19 protein-coding genes and 1 pseudogene are annotated in these 19,000 nt (G+C 47.2%); 7 read left to right on the top strand and 13 right to left on the bottom strand.

The window, feature by feature from the left end; genetic code table 11:
* Window positions 1-77: 77 nt before the first annotated feature.
* Complete coding sequence (locus tag R3D86_12945; GenBank protein ID MEZ5759119.1) at window positions 78-1,319, bottom strand: aminotransferase class V-fold PLP-dependent enzyme; 1,242 nt, start codon at window positions 1,317-1,319, stop codon at window positions 78-80.
* A 316-nt stretch (window positions 1,320-1,635) separates the two neighbouring features.
* On the opposite strand from R3D86_12945, the gene R3D86_12940 reads away from it, so the two are divergent.
* Window positions 1,636-1,839 carry a cold-shock protein gene (locus tag R3D86_12940; GenBank protein MEZ5759118.1) on the top strand — a complete coding sequence of 68 codons (204 nt, stop codon included), beginning with the start codon at window positions 1,636-1,638 and terminating at the stop codon, window positions 1,837-1,839.
* A 58-nt stretch (window positions 1,840-1,897) separates the two neighbouring features.
* On the opposite strand, the gene R3D86_12935 is transcribed toward R3D86_12940, so the two are convergent.
* The 6 genes and pseudogenes from R3D86_12935 to recO all read right to left on the bottom strand — a co-directional run bounded on the left by R3D86_12935 (window position 1,898) and on the right by recO (window position 7,240).
* On the bottom strand, window positions 1,898-2,461 hold the full coding sequence (locus R3D86_12935; protein ID MEZ5759117.1) for a GNAT family protein: 564 nt from the start codon (window positions 2,459-2,461) through the stop codon (window positions 1,898-1,900).
* 19 nt (window positions 2,462-2,480) lie between these two features.
* Complete coding sequence (gene parC / locus R3D86_12930) at window positions 2,481-4,271, bottom strand: DNA topoisomerase IV subunit A (protein MEZ5759116.1); 1,791 nt, start codon at window positions 4,269-4,271, stop codon at window positions 2,481-2,483.
* Window positions 4,222-4,563 (bottom strand): annotated as a pseudogene (locus tag R3D86_12925) (DNA gyrase subunit A). The gene parC and the pseudogene R3D86_12925 overlap by 50 nt, the downstream one beginning before the upstream one ends.
* A 213-nt stretch (window positions 4,564-4,776) precedes the next feature.
* A complete protein-coding gene (locus R3D86_12920) occupies window positions 4,777-5,733 on the bottom strand; it encodes a U32 family peptidase C-terminal domain-containing protein (GenBank protein MEZ5759115.1) in 957 nt (318 codons plus the stop codon).
* A gap of 89 nt (window positions 5,734-5,822) precedes the next feature.
* Window positions 5,823-6,455: a peptidase U32 family protein gene (locus R3D86_12915; GenBank protein MEZ5759114.1), complete on the bottom strand. Its 633-nt coding sequence runs from the start codon at window positions 6,453-6,455 to the stop codon at window positions 5,823-5,825.
* A gap of 56 nt (window positions 6,456-6,511) precedes the next feature.
* Window positions 6,512-7,240 (bottom strand): DNA repair protein RecO, encoded by a 729-nt coding sequence (recO, locus tag R3D86_12910; GenBank protein ID MEZ5759113.1) that lies wholly within the window; start codon window positions 7,238-7,240, stop codon window positions 6,512-6,514.
* A 170-nt stretch (window positions 7,241-7,410) separates the two neighbouring features.
* Between recO and R3D86_12905 the strand changes: the two genes are divergently transcribed.
* Window positions 7,411-8,541: a PAS domain-containing sensor histidine kinase gene (locus R3D86_12905; protein ID MEZ5759112.1), complete on the top strand. Its 1,131-nt coding sequence runs from the start codon at window positions 7,411-7,413 to the stop codon at window positions 8,539-8,541.
* Here the strand turns inward: R3D86_12905 and lexA are convergent.
* The 6 genes from lexA to R3D86_12875 form a co-directional block, all read right to left on the bottom strand.
* Window positions 8,528-9,190, bottom strand: a complete 663-nt coding sequence (lexA, locus tag R3D86_12900; protein MEZ5759111.1) for a transcriptional repressor LexA — start codon at window positions 9,188-9,190, stop codon at window positions 8,528-8,530. The two genes, R3D86_12905 and lexA, sit on opposite strands and share 14 nt — an antisense overlap.
* Before the next feature lie 140 nt (window positions 9,191-9,330).
* A complete protein-coding gene (locus tag R3D86_12895; protein MEZ5759110.1) occupies window positions 9,331-10,524 on the bottom strand; it encodes a molybdopterin molybdotransferase MoeA in 1,194 nt (397 codons plus the stop codon).
* Between the two features lie 6 nt (window positions 10,525-10,530).
* Window positions 10,531-11,007, bottom strand: a complete 477-nt coding sequence (gene moaC / locus R3D86_12890) for a cyclic pyranopterin monophosphate synthase MoaC (protein ID MEZ5759109.1) — start codon at window positions 11,005-11,007, stop codon at window positions 10,531-10,533.
* Window positions 11,008-11,040: 33 nt separating this feature from the next.
* Window positions 11,041-11,838 (bottom strand): indole-3-glycerol phosphate synthase TrpC, encoded by a 798-nt coding sequence (gene trpC, locus R3D86_12885; GenBank protein ID MEZ5759108.1) that lies wholly within the window; start codon window positions 11,836-11,838, stop codon window positions 11,041-11,043.
* A gap of 4 nt (window positions 11,839-11,842) precedes the next feature.
* The gene (gene trpD, locus R3D86_12880; protein ID MEZ5759107.1) at window positions 11,843-12,886 is read right to left on the bottom strand and encodes an anthranilate phosphoribosyltransferase; all 1,044 of its coding nucleotides are present in this window, start codon (window positions 12,884-12,886) and stop codon (window positions 11,843-11,845) included.
* Entirely contained in the window at window positions 12,886-13,476 is a 591-nt protein-coding gene (locus R3D86_12875) for an aminodeoxychorismate/anthranilate synthase component II (protein ID MEZ5759106.1), read from the bottom strand. The genes trpD and R3D86_12875 overlap by 1 nt, the downstream gene beginning before the upstream one ends.
* A 120-nt stretch (window positions 13,477-13,596) precedes the next feature.
* On the opposite strand from R3D86_12875, the gene R3D86_12870 reads away from it, so the two are divergent.
* The 5 genes from R3D86_12870 (at window position 13,597) to R3D86_12850 (ending at window position 18,954) form a co-directional block, all read left to right on the top strand.
* Complete coding sequence (locus tag R3D86_12870; protein MEZ5759105.1) at window positions 13,597-14,820, top strand: dicarboxylate/amino acid:cation symporter; 1,224 nt, start codon at window positions 13,597-13,599, stop codon at window positions 14,818-14,820.
* A gap of 92 nt (window positions 14,821-14,912) precedes the next feature.
* Complete coding sequence (locus R3D86_12865) at window positions 14,913-16,157, top strand: dicarboxylate/amino acid:cation symporter (GenBank protein MEZ5759104.1); 1,245 nt, start codon at window positions 14,913-14,915, stop codon at window positions 16,155-16,157.
* 65 nt (window positions 16,158-16,222) lie between these two features.
* A complete protein-coding gene (locus tag R3D86_12860; protein MEZ5759103.1) occupies window positions 16,223-18,100 on the top strand; it encodes a CocE/NonD family hydrolase in 1,878 nt (625 codons plus the stop codon).
* A gap of 15 nt (window positions 18,101-18,115) precedes the next feature.
* Entirely contained in the window at window positions 18,116-18,523 is a 408-nt protein-coding gene (locus tag R3D86_12855; GenBank protein MEZ5759102.1) for an NIPSNAP family protein, read from the top strand.
* 206 nt (window positions 18,524-18,729) lie between these two features.
* The gene (locus R3D86_12850) at window positions 18,730-18,954 is read left to right on the top strand and encodes a hypothetical protein (protein ID MEZ5759101.1); all 225 of its coding nucleotides are present in this window, start codon (window positions 18,730-18,732) and stop codon (window positions 18,952-18,954) included.
* The last annotated feature ends 46 nt before the right edge of the window (window positions 18,955-19,000 follow it).

The raw sequence follows: 19,000 nt of genomic DNA, 5'->3' as shown, positions 1-19,000 counted from the left end.
TAACGCAAAACAGGGTATCAAAATTAAATTCCCCGCCGGGAAGGGCATAATGCTCTTATCGGTGGGGAATTTCCTTTTTAGGCTAGCTCCTCTTTCAATATTTTAACAAATCGATCAACATCCGCATTGCTAGTAAACATATGATTGGAAATACGCAGGGCATTATACTCAATAGCTTTGGGGATGATATCCTGATCCCACATTTTATCATAAACCTGCCTGTTTGGGACACTATCAAGACTTATGGTGACAATCGCTGATGCCAGTTCCGGATCAGTCGCGGACAATAAAGAGGTCCCTTTAATATCCTTTAATTGCTCACGGCAATAATGCGCCAGGGACAGGCACCTTTTTTCAATTCGTTCCTTACCGATTTTATCAAACCAGGCGACAATTTCACCAAAGCCTATAATGATGGCAAAATTTCGCGTTCCTGATGATTTGGTATAGGCGGTATATCCATCCAGATAAAAGGTGCTGGTGACTTTTTTCTGCACTGCTTTCCGGATATAAAGGATACCTGTTTCCTTTGGCCCCAAAAGCCACTTATGACCACTGAATGCATATATATCACAGCCAAGCTCATGAACATTCACATTAATCATGCCCGGCGCCTGTGCCCCGTCGACTATAAAGAAAATACCGCGGTCCCGGGCAATTTCCGCTATTTCCCTGATCGGCATACGAAGACCGGAAACGGTAATTACATGGCTTAGCATGAGCATTTTTGTTTTTGGTGTTATATTTTCCAGCACGAGATCAATAATCTGCTGTTTATTTTTGGCCGGCATCGGCATTTCAAATTTCTTAAGTACGGCCCCCTTGGTCAGGACCAGATATTCAAGGCCATTTTCCGCGCTGCCATGTTCATGATTGGAGGTCAGTATCTCATCACCCGCGTTCCATTCAAGACCACCACAGACGGTATTTATCCCTTCCGTTGTGTTGCGGGTCAGTATGATTTCATCAACATCAGCACCAATGAAATTTGCCACATTGACGCGAGTCTGGTCCATTTTGCTTCCGATGGGGCCGGTATTGCCAAGAGCAGGGTTTGCTTCCAGCTCACGCATTGTCGCGCAGACATGATCTATAAGAAATTCCGGTGACGGTCCAAGAGTGCCAGTATTAAAATAAGCCATATTATCCGGCACCAGAAGCGTATTTTTAACCCGCGCAAATATCTGATCGTCACTTAGCCGGTCAATATCATCAAAATTATCCTTTTTATCCGAAATCGCCGCCTGTGCCCCAACCGTCCCCAATAGCGCCAGTGTGCCAATTGCCGATCCTTTTAGAAAGTCCCGTCTATTTTCCATCTTTCCGTCCCTATTTTTATTACTGCCAATGAATATTAACACCAATTTTCCAAAAAAATTAGGAAATTGGATATGTTATTCAATATAATAAATATATCTGTCTTTTCTTAAAGGATTTGCGAATTATGTTGACTTGTTAGCAAAAGAAGTGTCTATGGACATACGTTTGACTAATACATTACCAATAACATCCGCTTCTCTTTCCAAATATTTAGATTCAGTAGAGGGTAATAGACGTAAGTCTTTATCAAACTTTCTGTTTGATCACACTACCGTGATTAAACAACTTACCAATATTTGCATAAGGAGAAACAAAATGGCAACTGGTACAATTAAATGGTTTAATCCGACAAAAGGTTTTGGCTTTATTGAGCCTGACAATGGCGGCAAAGACGTCTTTGTTCACATTTCTGCGCTTCAGAAATCTGAGCTTTCATCTCTCGATGAAGGTCAGAAAATTCAATATGACGTTCAGGAAGACAGAGGCAAACAAGCCGCTTGTAATTTAACAGCGGCTTAATTAAAGCCCACTTTAAAAATTGATTTAACACGGGTCAGAAATCTGACCCGTGTTTTTTTTATTCCGAAAAATCCTCGGCGAGGTAGGCCCATCTTTCATGGTCGCGATAGTCATTGCCGATTTGCAGATACTTTCTGGAAAAACCTTCCTTCTCAAATCCGACTGCTTTAACCAGCCGGATAGAGGCGGTATTTCCCGGCTGAATGTTGACCTCAACCCGGTTTAGGCCGATTTTCTGAAAAGCGTGGGCAAGCACCAGCCTGATCGCTTCCTTCATATAACCATTGCCACATAGGCTTTCTTCTGCGTAATAGCCAAGGCTTGCGGAACTGAACGGGTCCAGCCGGATACTGTTCAGATTAACGACCCCGGCAAACTGGTTATCATCTCGCGTAAAGACGAAAAAGCCGATCATTTTTCCCATTTTCATACGCCGGATATACTGATCATAATAGGCCGGATCACCGGACACAAAGACCCAGGGTTCATGGAAATCCCGGTTGCGGTTAACAAAATCCATAAACTGTTTTTTGTGGCTCATGGAAGGAAGTTGAAGCTCAACCTTGTCACCGCGGGCGATCACATGGGTAAAAACCGATTTTAAAGGCGGGAATGTGACCATTTATACCCCCTTTAAATCCTTACCGCGAAAATTTGTTATTGGACGGGAACCCGTGTGGTGGCATCCGGCCAACCTGACCGCGCTTGCCAATCCAGGGGGTAAGGTCGGTTTCGGTGCGGATTTTTCCGCCGCGCATTTCCCAGCTAAGCCCCTCGGCAATATTAAATGAAATCACATCACCAAGGCTGCCACCCTTATATTTCTGCAAAATCGCCCCGCGGCCCTTTGTCATTTCCGGCATCTGGTCAATCGGGAAAATCAACAGCTTACGGTTTTGCCCGACAATGGCAACATGGTCATGACCCGGTTCAATCACGCGGGCGAGGGCGGCTTTATTCTTGCCATCCTCAACATTCATGACCTGCTTTCCATTTCTGGTGCTGGCCATTACTTTATCGGCTTCCGCCATGAAGCCACGCCCGGCTTCGGACGCGATGATCAGCTTACTATCCGGTTTATAAACGGTGAGGGAGACTATCTTTTCATCATTTTCCAGATCAATCATCAGCCGGACCGGCTCGCCGTGACCACGACCGCCGGGTAGTTTATCCGCGCCCAAAGTATAAAAACGCCCATTCGATGCGAAAAGCAATACTTTATCAGTGGTCTGGCAGTGGAAAGCGAATTTTCCTTCGTCGCCTTCCTTATATTTTATTTTGTCATCATCCAGATCAACATGACCCTTCATCGCCCGGATCCAGCCCATACGGGAACAGAGTACCGTAACCGGTTCTTTTTCAATCATCGCTTCGAGCGGAATAATTGCCGCCTCCGGCGCATCGGAAAATTCGGTGCGGCGCGCGCCCAGATCGGTTTTTTTGCCGAACCGTTCCCGGATGGAACGGATATCAGTGGCAATTTCCTGCCATCTCATCTCCTCACTGTCCAGAAGCGCAAGCAGATGAGCTTTTTCTTCCTCAAGTGCCTTATGTTCGGTGCGAAGTTCCATTTCCTCTAGCTTACGCAGGGATCGCAGGCGCATATTCAGAATAGCTTCCGCCTGTATATCCGTCAGCTTAAAGGTGTCCATCAGGCATTGTTTGACCTCATCCTCTTCACGGATGATGCGGATCACTTCATCAAGATTGAGGAAGGCGATCAGATAACCGCCCAGAACTTCCAGACGATGATCAATTTTTTCCAGCCTAAATTTTGACCGACGGATCAGCACATCCTGACGATGATCAAGGAAAGCCTGCAATACCTCTCGAAGGTTCATCACCCGTGGCAGCCTTCCGCCTTCAAGAACATTCATATTGAGCGAAAAGCGGCTTTCAAGCTCGGTCAGTTTAAATAGACTTTCCATCAGCAGTTCCGGATCAACCGTCCTGCTTTTCGGTTCAATCACGATGCGGATATCTTCCGAGCTTTCATCAAGTACATCGCCAAGGATCGGCAATTTTTTCTGATAAATAAGATCGGCAATTTTTTCGATCAGCCGTGATTTCTGAACCTGATAGGGAATTTCCGTAATGATAATCTGATACATGCCGCGACCGGCATCTTCCACATGCCAATTGGCACGGATACGGAAACTGCCCCGTCCGGTGCTGTAGGCTTCAACGATATTTTCATGCGGTTCAACAATGGTGCCGCCGGTCGGAAAATCCGGTCCCTGAATAAATTCGCAAAGCTTGGCAAAACCGGCATTGGGTGTTTTAATCAGATGAAGAAGAGCGGAACAGATTTCATCCACATTATGAGGAGGAATACTGGTGGCCATACCAACTGCAATCCCCATGGCCCCATTTGCCAGAAGGTTAGGAAAAATTGGCCGGCATAACGACCGGTTCTTTTTCCTCGCCGTCATAGGTTTCCCTAAAATCAACCGTGTCTTTGTCAAGGTCCTCCATCAGGGCCATGGCCACTTCGGTCATGCGCGCTTCGGTATATCACATGGCAGCGGCATTATCACCATCGATATTGCCGAAATTGCTTCGTCCGTCCACAAGCGGGTAACGCACGGCAAATTCCTGACTTAAACGCACCATGGCATCATAAACCGACTGATCACCATGGGGATGGTATTTACCGATCACATCACCAACCACTCGGGCACATTTTTTAAATCCGGTATCGGGATTCAGCTTTAATTGCCGCATGGCATAAAGAAGGCGTCGAACTGGCTTAAGTCCGTCCCGCACATCGGGAAGGGACCGTGACATAATGGTGGATAAGGCATAGGACAGATAACGATCCCCCAGGGTATCACCAAGGGGTGCGTCTAAAATTATATCTTCAGAAATTTTCGTATTCATAACGGCTACTATAACAATATGCGCGCATGATTAAAGCCAAAAAATGATGAAAAATCATTATTCTGCAACAGCAACGCTTTCCGCTTTGCCACGTGAATTTTTTGCCAGCATTTCGCCCTGCTTTTTTGATTTCATCAGTTCTCTTGCTTTTGCGTAAGCCGGATCATTCCAGAAAATCAGGCAGCCATTGCAACCACGGCCACAACATCCCTCAACCCCGATGCGCGGGGTTTTGAATTTGCGGTCTTTTCTGGCATCTTCGGTACTGGCGACAAGTCGGTCACGCAGTTCAAAATAACGCTTTTCTGAACCAAACCCCTGTTCAATTTTGCTGCCTTCCTTATCGAATTTAAGGCGGTCCCATTGTTCCTGGGTAAGGGGGCGTTCCTTCCTGACCACGGAAAGTTCAGGAAACTGACGGATAAGCTCTTCACTTTCCTGATCAAACCATGAAAATGGAATGCGGATCAGCGGTTTTTGCCCGGCATTGACAACCTCGACTGTCTGGCCCTTATTAACATCATAAAATTCGTAAATCCGCAAAAACATGGTTTCCCGGCTATAGGGCGAAATAAATTCAAGCACATCACCCGCTTCTATGCGGTTTTTGGGTTCAAACAAAAAGGCATCATCTTCAACCCCGGAAATAAACCCGGCAAATTCCCATTCCGCCATGGTTGATGTATTTTCATAATTATGGGCGTGATTGGTCAGCCGCCCTTCATGGAAGGCGAGGGTATGGCCACGCCCCTGGACGGTATCGAGTTCTTCCATATATTTTTTCGGGTCCCAGTTTTCAGGATCGGCATAATAATCATCAATCGCCATACGGTAAGCACGGGCAACCAGCGCTACATAATACTGGCTTTTATTGCGGCCCTCGACTTTAAGGCTGTCGACACCGAGTTTTAAATACTGGTCGAGCTTCGGCATCAGGCACAGATCTTTTGAATTCAGGATATAAGAGCCACGCTCATCTTCCTCAATCGGCATAAGCTCGCCTTCACGGAGCACCTTCCTCAAGCAGGAATTCAAACATATCAATGGTATGTTCATTCAGTTCAAGATCCTGAATGGTGCCGTCTTTCAGGCGCATATGAACCTTATAGTTCCAGCGACAGCTGTTTGAACAGTTGCCCTGGTTGGCACCGCGTTCCCGACATAAAGTTTGAAAGCATACAACGCCCGGAATAGGTCATGCACATGGCCCCATGGACAAAGGCTTCAAGCTTGATATCCGGGCATTTTTCCCTGATTTCGGTCAGCTCGGCGAATGAAACCTCTCGCGCCAGCACACAAAGCTTCGCGCCTTGCTCTTCCCAGAATTTGACACTGAGCCAGGAACAGATATTGGCCTGCGTTGATATATGCAGCTCAAGATCAGGGGCCATTTCCTTGACATACTGAAAAACGCCCGGGTCGGCAATAATCACGCCGTCCGGTTTTACTTTCCGCACGGTTTTTACATATTGTTCAAGTTTCGGGACATCCTTGTTATGGGAAAACAGATTAAGGGTCAGATAGACACGCACGCCGTGTTTATGGGCAAATTCGATGCCTTCCACCACATCTTCAAGTGAAAAGTCGGATTTGGTTCGAAGGCTCATATCCGGCGTGCCAAGATAGACGGCATCCGCGCCATAAAGCACGGCCATTTTAAGTTTTTGCAGATTTCCGGCCGGCATCAATAGTTCTGAACGTTCCGGCCTAATTGAATTTGCTGGTCTAATACCCATAATATCACCTGAATTTCTTTATCACGCGTCTATATACTGGAATTTAAATTAAATGTCTAAACAATATAATCCCGAAGCATGCGGCGGGCCTGGGGAATTTTTTTGGCATAGGGGCCAAGCATATGACGTTCCATAAAAAATTCTGTAAGTGCCAACCCATGATTTAAATCTGTGACCGTAATATTTTCTGATTTTCCCTTTAAAAAAGGCGGCAGGATCAGCATTTTATCATGATAAGGGGCGCCCGCCTCACGGCTGACGGCCCGGCCCGATTTGGGGGATACATAAATAAGATCATCTGTTCTGCCGCTGGCCGCACAACTATCGAGGTTAAGGCCAAACCCCAGTTCTGTCAGCAGGCCGATTTCCCAGCGGACCAGAAGCGGCGCCCAATCCGCCAGGTCATTTTCCGCAACTTCCAATGCATCAAGAAAGGCAAGCAGCCCGTCAAGCAACGATGCATGCTCTTCGTTTTCAGCAATTGTCACGCATAAAAGACTGCAACAGCTGTTTAGTGCCGCCAATTTTGCCGGACTATACAGAAAATTTGCCGCCCGCGCCTTTGCAAGCTCAACTGAATAGGTACCCAGATGCGTTTCAAGTCGCCCGCGCCAGGTCACTGTTACTTCATTTCCCGGCTGGACTGTCCCTCGTTGTCGGCGACCAAAACCACCTTTGACAATACCGGCATGGCGCCCGCGGTCACGTGTCAAAATATCAATAATGGCATCATATTCACCATATTTCCGACTGCTTAAAATGATCCCGTGATCCCGCCATTCCATTAGAAAATATCCAAATTTATAAACATACCTAGTTTATCGCAGCCATGTGCAAATTGTAAGTCCCAAGATATATATTTAATTTGTTGTTTATTTAACATTTTTTTAAACTAAAGACGCTAATCTCCGTCAATAGTATGTCAGTGCTTTAAACTATTCCCGGGGACTTAATATTGCTTACTATCAGTACTAATTTTCTACAAGCAATCATTGAAGCGACGCCCAATGCCATCTATGTGAAAGATGAGCAGGGCAGGTATCTGATGATTAATGAGCAGGGGGCGAAGTCTGTTGGACGCACGGTTCAGGATTTTATCGGGCGAACTGATCTGGAAATTTTTCCTGAAGAACTCGCCAATCGGGTCATGGAACTTGATCGCAGGGTTTTGAACGGTCATCACCATAGCGGTGAAGAAAAAGTGAATGATGATCTTTATTTTCAAAGCAATAAATTTGTTGTCAGAGATGAACGAAGCGGTAAAAAAGCCATCGTCGGCATTTCAACGGACATTACAGAATTAAAGAAATCAGAACAAAAGCTCCACGAAGCCCGTGAAAAGGCTGAGGAAGCAAGTTCCCACAAAAGCATCTTCCTGCAAAATATGAGCCATGAGCTTAGAACGCCCCTTAATGCCATTATCGGCTTTTCCAGTATTCTTTGCGGCGAAAGCGGCATAAAGCCTGAAATGGTGGATGACAATTTCATTGAATATGCAAAATTAATCAATTCGAGCGGCATACATCTGCTAGCCATTATCAATGATCTTCTTGATTTATCAAAAATTGAAGCCGGGGAGCAGGATTTTACCGAAAGTGAAATTGACGTAAAATATGTTATCGAAACCTGCGTTCAATCAATGAGTGGGCTTGCCAGGGATAGGAACATTAGAATTTACGAAAAAATGCCGCCACAGATCATCACCATGAAAGGTGATGAGCGGATCATGCGGCAGATGATTGCCAATCTTCTTTCAAACGCCATTAAATATTCGCCCGAGGATAATGATGTTAAGGTCATTTTAAGCCTTAGGAACAGCGGCGGTATTGATATTTCAATTGTCGATAACGGCATCGGTATGACGCCGGATGACTTAAGAACGGCCATGATACCGTTCAGACGCGCGTCGCAGGTCAAAAATTCCGATATTGCCGGGACCGGGCTTGGTCTGCCGTTGGTTGATGCTTTTATAAAATTGTTTCAGGGCACCCTGGACATTAAAAGTGAAATTGGGGCAGGGACCAGTGCCACCCTTCATTTCCCGCCGGAACGGTCCGTCCTGATCAGGGGCCTCAATACTGCCTGATCAGTCCGACAAGAAGGCCCTGAATACGAACACGATTGGCCGGATAAACCTGGGTTTCATAGTCGCGGTTTGATGGCTCCAGCGCAATATCGGGGCCCCGTTTTCTTAATGTTTTAAGGGTCGCTTCCTCTTCATCAACCAAAGCCACAACAATCTGTCCGTTATACGCATTGTCACAGCGCTCAATCAGCACCCGGTCCCCGTCAAGGATACCGGCCTCGACCATACTGTCACCGTCAACATCAAGGGCATAATAACTACCGCTACCGAGTAACCCGGCTGGAACCGCAATATTTTCATATTGCTCAAGCGCCTCAATCGGTGTACCGGCGGCAATTTTACCATGAAGGGGGATTTCAACTGTCTGCGGATCAGTGTCATGGGATTTGCCGCTGAAATCGGGTTTGAAAATATTATTAGGGGCTGTTTCCTCGTCCTCAGGAAGCTTTATTACCTCAAGCGCGCGGGCCCGGTTGGGAAGGCGGCGGATGAATCCCCGTTCCTCCAGCGCATTAATCAGCCTGTGAATGCCGGACTTTGATTTAAGATCAAGCGCAATTTTCATTTCCTCGAAAGAGGGGGCAACACCGTCTTCTTTCAGTCGGTCGTTAATAAGCATCAGCAAAGTATGTTGTTTTTTGGTCAGCATAAAGTTTTCTCCCAGTCCCCTTACTTAACCCAAATTTCAATTCCCGAATTCAATTTTAATTCGTAAATTAAGCTATATATGTTCTTTTATGTTCTATTTTTATTCTCATGTCAAGGCGAAATAAGAACATTTATAAAATATCATTCCAGCAGCAGAATTTTGACCAGATCACCAATTTCCGCTGCGGGTGCATCAATTTCGCGGACGAGCAGACAATTTGAATGGGCCAAGGGATAAAGATTAGCGCTGCCCTGATTTTTGTAAATGCTGACCCATTTTTCACCACGTTCATTTTCATGATAATTTGCGCGCATATAATTTTGCCTGCTGCCACCAGGTGCCAATTCATGCTCGATCCGGGCATGACTGAATTGATGGCCATCTGCCCGCCGACCTTGCATTTTCTGCAGCGCAGGGAGCATAAAATTGGTAAAGCAGACAAAGGCGCTGGCAGGATTTCCCGGCAGACCGAAATAGGGAATAGAGTTGAAATCACCATATACGAGCGGCTTGCCCGGTTGCATCGCCACCTTCCAGAAGGCGACCTGTAAACCAGCGTCCTTTAATACATCCTGGATCAGGTCATAATCCCCGACAGAGACACCACCGATGCTGACGAACATGTCAAAATCCTTAACCTGATCAATTTTTGCCCTGACATCCTCTATCGTGTCTTTTGCTGTACCAAGATTTACGGGCAGACCACCATGTTCCTCAACCAGCGCCATAAGCATCGGGACATTTGAATTGACGATTTTATCGGGGCCGATTTCTGATCCGACCTCCATAAGCTCGTCCCCGGTGGAAAGAATGGCCACTTTCGGTTTGTTATAAACTTTAAATTCAGCCACATTACCCGCCGCCAACAAAGCAATCTGACGCGCCCCAATTAAAGTATTTGCCTTGATCAGGCAGTCTCCGGTTTTAAAATCACCACCTGCGGCACGGATATTTGCGCCCAGAGCCTTGCATTCATTGACCGTGATCATATCACCGTCACGGCTGATATTTTCCTGAATGACCACGGTATCGGCCCCGTCCACCATGGGGGCACCGGTAAAAATCCTGACCGCTTCACCGGGGCCAATCATGCCCACAAAGCTTTCTCCCGCTTTTGATTCACCAATGACTTTTATCGGGTCGGCAATATCAGCGAACCTGATAGCATAGCCGTCCATAGCCGAAGCCGCAAAGGGCGGCTGGGTCATGTTTGAGCAAATATCCTCGGCGACCACGCGCCCTAAAGCATCATAAAGGTTGATTTTTTCCACAGACAGCGTTTTAACCGAATTTAAAATAATCGCCAGGGCATCAGGGACGGGAAGAAGGCTCATAATAATCTAATCCGCATCATAGGTGCCGGATTTCCCGCCGGATTTATGGGTAAGGCGGATATCCGAAATCCGCATTGCCTTATCAACAGCCTTACACATGTCATAAATAGCGAGAGCGGCAACTGAAACAGCGGCCAGCGCCTCCATTTCAATGCCGGTGCGACCATAAAGGCTTGCTGTTGCTTCAATATCCACGCAGCAATCGTCCTGATTGGCGCTAAGTTCCACTTTCACATTCTGGATCGGCAGGGGGTGGCATAACGGGATAAGATCGGCGGTTTTTTTGGCGGCCATAATCCCGGCAAGACGGGCCACGGTAAAAACATCGCCTTTTTTAACGCCGCCGGCCTCAATAAGAGCCAGCGTTTCCATAGCCATATAAATCCGGCCTTTGGCGGTGGCAATGCGCTTGGTTTCCGCCTTTTCCGAAACATCAACCATGCTTGCCCGGCCCTGTTTATCCAAATGGGTTAGTTCTGACATGTTTTTATCCTAAACATAGTAGCCCCGAGTGCTTTATTCGTTAAAAAGCAGTTTTCGGGTCGCTTTTTCCACATCCTGCTGCCGCATCAGCGATTCACCGATTAAAAAGCTGTTTATGCCGCATTTTTCGCGGATCATTATAAGGTCATCATGGGTAAAAAGTCCACTTTCACTGACCAGGGTACGGTTTTTATCGGATAGCTTAGAGAGCTGAATGGTCGTTTCCAGCGATACCTCAAATGTTTTTAGGTTCCGGTTATTAATTCCAAGGAGTTGAGATTTTAATTTATGCCCTCTTTCCAGTTCATTAGCATCATGAACTTCAACCAATACATCAAGATTATACTGCCGTGCAGCGTCTTCCAGTTCGGCAGCAAGATGATCATCAATCATCGCCAGAATAAGCAATATACAATCAGCGCCCAGGGCGCGTGCCTCAACAATCTGGTAAGGATCAACCATAAAATCCTTGCGAAGCACGGGAAGGGATGTTTCGGCCCGCGCCGCCACCAGATATTCGTCCGAACCCATAAAATAGGGCTGATCGGTCAGCACACTTAAGCAACTGGCGCCACCGGCAGTATAGGCTTTTGCCAGGGCAGGCGGGTCAAAATCCTCCCGGATCAGGCCTTTACTGGGACTGGCCTTTTTTATTTCAGCGATTAGACCGAAATTGCCCGCCGCTTCCGCCTTTAACAGATGATCGCGAAAGCCACGGACAGGGCTGGCCTGCTTTGCCGCCGTTTCAAGATCGGCAAGCGATCTTTGTTTTTTGCATTTTTTAACATGCTCACGCGTCGTTGCGGCAATTTTACTTAAAATATCCGCCATCTGATTACTCTTCTTCTTCCGGGGCGGGCGGTTCTTCATTGGAAAGCTCAATCCACTTTTCCAGTGTTTCTTTTGCCTTACCGCTGTCAATGGCCTTTGCCGCTATTTCAGCGCCTTCCTTCAGATCCTTTGCCTTACCGCTGACCAACAGCGCTGCCGCCGTATTGATAAGCACAATATCCCTATAGGCACTTTTCTTACCATTCATCAGATCCCAGATAGCAGCAGCATTATAGTCGGCATCACCACCCTCAATATCCGCCATTTTCGCTCGTTTTAGCCCTGCATCTTCGGGGCTGATGGTGAATTCAGTAACCTTGCCATCCTTATATTCGGCAACATATGTTTCGCCGGTAATGGTAATTTCATCAAGACCGTCAGAACCGGTGACAACCCAGACCCGCTCACTACCCAGCCGGCCGAGCACTTCGGCCATCGGCCGCGTCCATTTTTTATCAAAGACGCCGATCACCTGATATCTGGTTTCGGCCGGATTGGAAAGCGGCCCGATCAGGTTAAATATCGTCCGCGTGCCAAGTGAAGCACGGGCAGGGCCCACATGGCGGGCAGCACTGTGATGCCGGGTCGCCATAAGAAAACTGATCCCCAGTTCATCCAGGCAGCGTTTTACTATGGTCATGTCGGCATCAATATTTATACCAAGGGTTTCAAGCACATCCGCGCTCCCCGATTTCGAGGATACGGCACGGTTGCCGTGCTTTGCCACCGGAACACCGCAGGCCGCCAGCACAATCGCCGCCGCCGTTGAAATATTATAGGTTCCCGCCGTATCACCACCCGTGCCACAGGTATCAACGGCACCGTCAGGCGCTTTAATGGTCAGCGCCTTGCTGCGCATGGCTTCCACGGCACCGGTAATTTCATCAATTTTTTCGCCGCGCACCCGAAGCGCCATTAGAAAGGCGCCGATCTGTGGCCCGGTGGCATCCCCGTTCATCATATAGTCAAACGCTTCACGGGCGTCACCGCGGCTTAATATTTCACCATCGGCAAGGCGGGCGATCAGATGTTTGAAATCAAGCGCCATTATGCGGCCTTTCGTTTGAAATTGTCAGCTATTTCAATAAAATTTCGCAAAATGTCATGACCATGCTGTGATGCGATGCTTTCCGGATGGAACTGAACCCCGTGAACCGGATATTTAATATGGCTTAGCCCCATAATGATGCCGTCATCGGTTTCTGCTGTGATTTCAAGGTCAGCAGGCAGGCTTTCCCGCTCAACAATCAGCGAATGATAGCGGGTCGCGTCAAACGGGCTTTCAAGACCGCTAAACAGCGTTTTTCCCTGATGATAAATTTTACTGACCTTGCCATGCATCATGTAAGGGGCGCGGATTACCTTGCCGCCATAAACCTGGCCGATGGACTGATGCCCCAGGCAAACCCCCATAATCGGTGTATTTGCCCCCATCTTTTCAATGATTTCCATGCAGATCCCTGCATCATCCGGCGTACAGGGGCCGGGGGAAAGGATAATACCGTCCGCATTTTTGGACCGGAGCTGCTCAACGGATATTTCATCATTCCGGTATACTTCAACCCGCGCGCCGATCTCACCAAGGTAATGATAAAGATTATATGTGAAACTGTCATAATTATCGATCAGCACAAACATTTGGAAGCTACCCTTTAATAATATTTCCATCCCTTTTACAAAAGATGCTACAAAAGGTACAACATAAATTTGGGCCAAACCCAAATAAAACAGTATGAATACGTGCAGGGGAGAGAGATTGTGTCAAAACGTCACGCACTGTTTATTTTATATGCCGTGGTCGTTGCCGTCATTTTAGGCGTCCTCGCCGGCTGGTTTTTCGGGCCGGTGGCGCTTAAATTTTCCTGGATGGGAACACTTTTTCTCAATGCTCTTAAAATGGTGGTGGTGCCGCTGATCATTGCCGCCATTATTTCCGGTATTGCCTCGCTCGGCGATATCCGTAAGCTTGGGAAACCGGGATCGGCGACCCTGATCTATTTCATGGTGACCATGATGGTTTCGGCGACGGTCGGCATGGTGCTTGCCGAAATTTTACGTCCCGGCCATGATTTTCATCTGACTTCGACTGCCGCGGAGGTTAATATTAATCAGTCCGTCAGCATGGGTGATGTGCTGCTTTCGCTTATTTCCCCGAATATTGTTGCCTCTGCCACCAATTTTGAAATTCTGCCCCTGATCGTCTTTTCAATGATTTTCGGTGCGGCTTTAACAGTCATTGGCGAAAAGGGCCGTCTGGTCACCGACTTTTTTGAAAGCCTCAATAATATTATGATGGTGATTGTCGGATGGGTCATGATCTTATCCCCATTCGGTGTATTTGCACTGGTATCAACGCCCATCGCCGAAGCTGGCGGCGGGGCGGCTGTCATTGCCACCTTCAGTGCTGTTGGTGCCTATATGGGAACCGTCCTTATCGGGCTGATCATTCAGTCAATACTGCTTTTTATTTTGCTTTATTTATTTGCCAGGCAGGGGCTTAGCTATTTGCGTAACATGATCCCGGCGCTTGTTACGGCGATGAGCACATCAAGTTCCTCAGCAACCGTGCCATTATCAATGGAATGCGCCGAAAATAGTGGTCTGGCGCGGGAACCCATTCGTCTTGTCATTCCGCTGGGCAGCACGGTCAATATGAATGGCACTGCCGTCTATCAGGGTGTTGCGACCATTTTTCTCGCGCAGGTTTATAATATTGATATTGGTTTTGCTGATCATTTTCTTATTGCTCTAACCGCCGCAATGGCCGCAATAGGCTCAGCCGGTATCCCACAGGGTGGCCATGTTATGACACTGATGCTCTTTTCCGTGGTTGGCATTCCGGTTGAAGGATTTGGCCTGATCCTGGCGGTTGACTGGATACTGGACAGGGCAAGAACCACCCTTAATGTATGGGGCGATCTGGTCGGTGCAGCGTTGATTAATCGCCTTATGTTTGGAAAGACTAACGGGTTTGATGCCTAAATTGGCTGCCAGAAAAAAATATTAGCTCTTTTAAAATTCTACGATATAGTCTTTAATCAAGAAAAATTAAAAAATGTATAGCGGAGCAGGAAATGTTAAGAAAGTGGTTTGAAACCAAACTTTGGAAAAGAATTCTTATCGCGCTCATCCTGGGTGTGATTGTTGGAACCCTTATTGGTGACGCAGCTGAAAACATCAAATGGATAGGCGATGTTTTCATAAAACTAATCAGAATGATTGTTGTTCCACTCATTTTTGTGACCCTTGTTTCCGGTGTTGTTGCCATGGGCAGCCCTAAAAAGCTCGGCTCAATCGGGATTAAGACGATGGCACTCTATCTCGGCACCACGGCGATTGCCATTACCATCGGTCTAATCCTTGCCGCTATTATTCAACCGGGCAATGGTGTTTCCATCACCGGCGGTGAGCCACAGCATCTGGAAGCGGCCATTCCGCTTGGCGAGCGGATGATGAATATCATTCCCGCCAACCCGGTTGCCGCGCTTGCGGACGGGGATATTTTGGCCGTTATTTTCTTTGCCCTGATATTTGGCGTGGGCATTATGTTGGCCGAAGAAAAAGCAAAACCGGTTGCCGCCGTTATGGATAGTGCGGCCGAGGTTGTCCTGAAAATTACCCATTTAATCATGGAAGTGGCCCCATTTGGTGTTTTTGCCCTGATCGCTGCCGTTGCAGGCACCAAGGGGGCATCAGCCCTGCTTGATGTGCTGCCACTGGCGGCAACAATCATTGCCGGCTGTCTGCTTCATGTGCTGCTCACCCACGGCGGGTTGATCCGCTTTGTGCTCGGGCTTCCGGCAATAAGGTTCTTTAAAGACATTATTGATGCCCAACTGGTTGCCTTTTCCACATCATCAAGCAGTGCGACCATGCCGGTAACTATTGCCGTTGCCGAAGATAACCTGGGCATTAAACCATCCGTTTCCTCATCGGTTATTCCGCTTGGGGCTACCATCAATATGGACGGCACCGCCATTTATGTCGGTGTTGTTGCCGTCTTTACGGCACAGTCTTTCGGCATTGAGCTGCATCTGGTTGATTATGCGCTGATAGCGCTTACGACCACCATTGCGTCGATCGGTACGGCTGCAGTGCCGTCAGCCAGTCTTTTCCTGCTGGCCGGGGTGCTCGGCGTGATGGGAATTTCTGCCGATCAGACGGCAATCGTTGTCGGCTTCCTGCTGCCGTTTGACCGGCCGCTGGATATGATCCGCACAACCGTGAATGTGACAGGGGATCTGGCCGTCTGTACCGCCGTCGCCACCTGGGAAGGGGAAATCGACCGGGCAGAATTCAGACGCGATCCAAACGTATAATAAAAAAACAAGAACCCCACATCAAAAGTGTGGGGTTATTTATTTTCAATCAGTAGGGGGCGGAAATGCCAAAATATTTTAGACTGTTCATTCTTTTTGCCGTTGCGACGCTGAATATCAATATTGCTGCCGCCTCTGACGGCGGTTACGATCTTAAAGCCAATTACACCAAACAGGAATATTATATTCCCATGCGTGATGGCACACGGCTTTTTACATCCATTTATACGCCAAAGGATGACAGCAAAAAATATCCGATCCTGATGAAAAGGACGCCATATTCGCTGGCCCCATACGGGGTAAATAACTATCCGGATTATCTTGGCCCCAATGGCGGGGACAATCGCTTTGCCAAGGACGGGTATATTTTCGTTTATCAGGATGTCCGCGGCAAAAATATGTCCGAAGGCGATCATAGGGTTATGACGCCCCATAATGACAATAAGAAGGGTACCGAGAATGATGAAAGCTCGGATACTTATGATACAGTTGAATGGCTGCTTAAAAATGTCAAAAACCATAATGGAAAGGTCGGCATTTTCGGTATTTCCTATCCCGGATTTTATACAGCCGCCAGTATTATCGATACCCATCCCGCCATTAAAGCCGCATCGCCGCAGGCCCCGATGGGCGATATTTTCATCGGTGATGATTTCCACCATAATGGTGCTTTTTTCCTGCTTGATGCTTTCCGGTTTTTCCGAGGCTTTGACCAGGGTCCAAAAAACCCGACCAAGGAAAGCAAACGGGACCGCTTTGAATTTTCATATGACGACAGTTATCGTTTCTTCCTCGAACTCGGCGCGCTTTCCAACGTCAATGACAAAATTTTCCATGGGGAAAGCCCGTTCTGGAACGATCTGATGGCCCATAGCGATTATGATGACTACTGGAAAAGTCGGGCGATAGCCCCGCATCTTCATAATATTACCGCCAATGTCATGACCGTTATCGGCTCTTTTGACGCTGAAGACAGCTACGGCGGCACAACCATTTATCATTCGATTGAGGAAAAGAACCCGAAAACCACCAATACACTTGTGCGCGGCCCCTGGTTTCATGGTGGCTGGGTCCGCTCGGACGGTAATTTCCTTGGCAATGTGCCGTTTGATGTCAAAACATCCTCTTATTACAAGGAAAATATCGACCTTAAATTCTTCAATCAGTATCTGAAGGGGGAGGGCGACGCCAATCTGCCGGAAGTGCTGGCCTTTTACAGCGGGGAAAATGAATGGCGTAAACATGACCAGTGGCCACCCAAGGAAGCCAAACCACTGACCTTTTACCTGCAGAATAAAGGCGGCCTGACCAATATGAAACCGGCCACAGACGGGGCGGATGAGTATGTCAGTGACCCGGCCAATCCTGTGCCCTATACCCGCGCCATTACCAATGGCCGCTCACGGGAATATATGGTCGAAGATCAGCGCTTTGTCGCCGGGCGTCCCGATGTGATGGTTTATCAGTCCGATATACTGACCGAAGATATGGTGCTCAGCGGCCCGGTTTATGCCGATCTTTTTGTCACAACAACAGGCACGGACGCCGATTTCGTGGTTAAAGTCATTGATGTGTTCCCGGATGATTTCCCGGAACATGACAATAAATATATGGACGTTCCGATGGGCGGTTATCAGATGATGGTCCGCGGTGATATTTTCCGCGGGAAATACAGAAACGGCTTTGATAAACCGGAAGCTTTTGTGCCCGGTGAAGTCACCAATATTAAATATAAAATGCCCGATATTTCACACACTTTCAAACAGGGCCACCGGGTCATGATCCAAATCCAAAGCTCATGGTTTCCGCTGGCGGACCGAAACCCGCAGAAATTTATGAATATTTATCAGGCCAAGGACGAGGATTATATCAAGGCAACCCATAAAATACTTCATTCAAGCGATTATCCGTCCAGTGTGACAATTGGACGAATTCCAAATTAGAGGAGGGACTAACCCATGAAACTAATAAAATTACTCAGTGCATTTGCCATAATAACGACTTTCCAAATTTCTTCGGTACAGGCGCAGGATATGGGCGGCGTTTATGAACTTCGCACCTATCATACCCATGAAGGCAAGCTTGAACCGCTGCTGACACGCTTTAAGGACTATGAAGTGGCCCTTTTTAACAAGCATGGCATGGAATCCGTCGGATACTGGGTATCAATGGACCAGCCAAATACCCTGACTTATATGCTTAAACATAAAAGCCGGGAAAGCGCCGCTCAATCCTGGAAAGGATTTTTTGATGATCCCGAATGGAAAAAAGTGGCGGAGGAAAGTAAAAATATGGACGGACAGCTGCTAGATTCAGCGCCTGTCGTCGTTTTTTTAAGCCCAACCGGGTTTTCACCACTTAAGTAATTACTTTAAGTAAATAATATTATTCATTGATATATAAAAGCATTTTGTTTTTATATTTACACACCAAACAGGCAGACCGGATGATTTTATTGTTGAAGGTCTGCTTGTCCTTTTCTGGATGCCTGCGATAACTTAATAGCTATATTAACCATGTATTACGCCGTTCTTTTGTGTTATAGATAAAATCGTAACGCAAGGGGAGAGTGATGCAATCACTATTGGCCTTACTTGGCTATATAAATGGCCGAATTGGCGTAAAATGCTCAAACTGCATCAGACTTAAAAACGGTAAATGCTTCGGCAGACAGATTTCCGCTGAAGAGAAAAAGAAAAAGCGCGTCTGTGGGCTCTGGAAGAAACGCTATGTCTGGATCAAACGTCACTCAAAAACCCAAACCGACAGCCACAAACTCAAACATGATTATGAGTGAAGCTATTTATCCAGATCATATAAATAGGGGGATTTAAGAAACCACT

It is taken from the genome of Emcibacteraceae bacterium (assembly GCA_041396985.1).
Lineage (GTDB): Bacteria > Pseudomonadota > Alphaproteobacteria > Sphingomonadales > Emcibacteraceae > Pseudemcibacter.
Note: the sequence above shows the minus strand (reverse complement) of the source record. Positions and strands in the feature narration are given on the sequence as shown.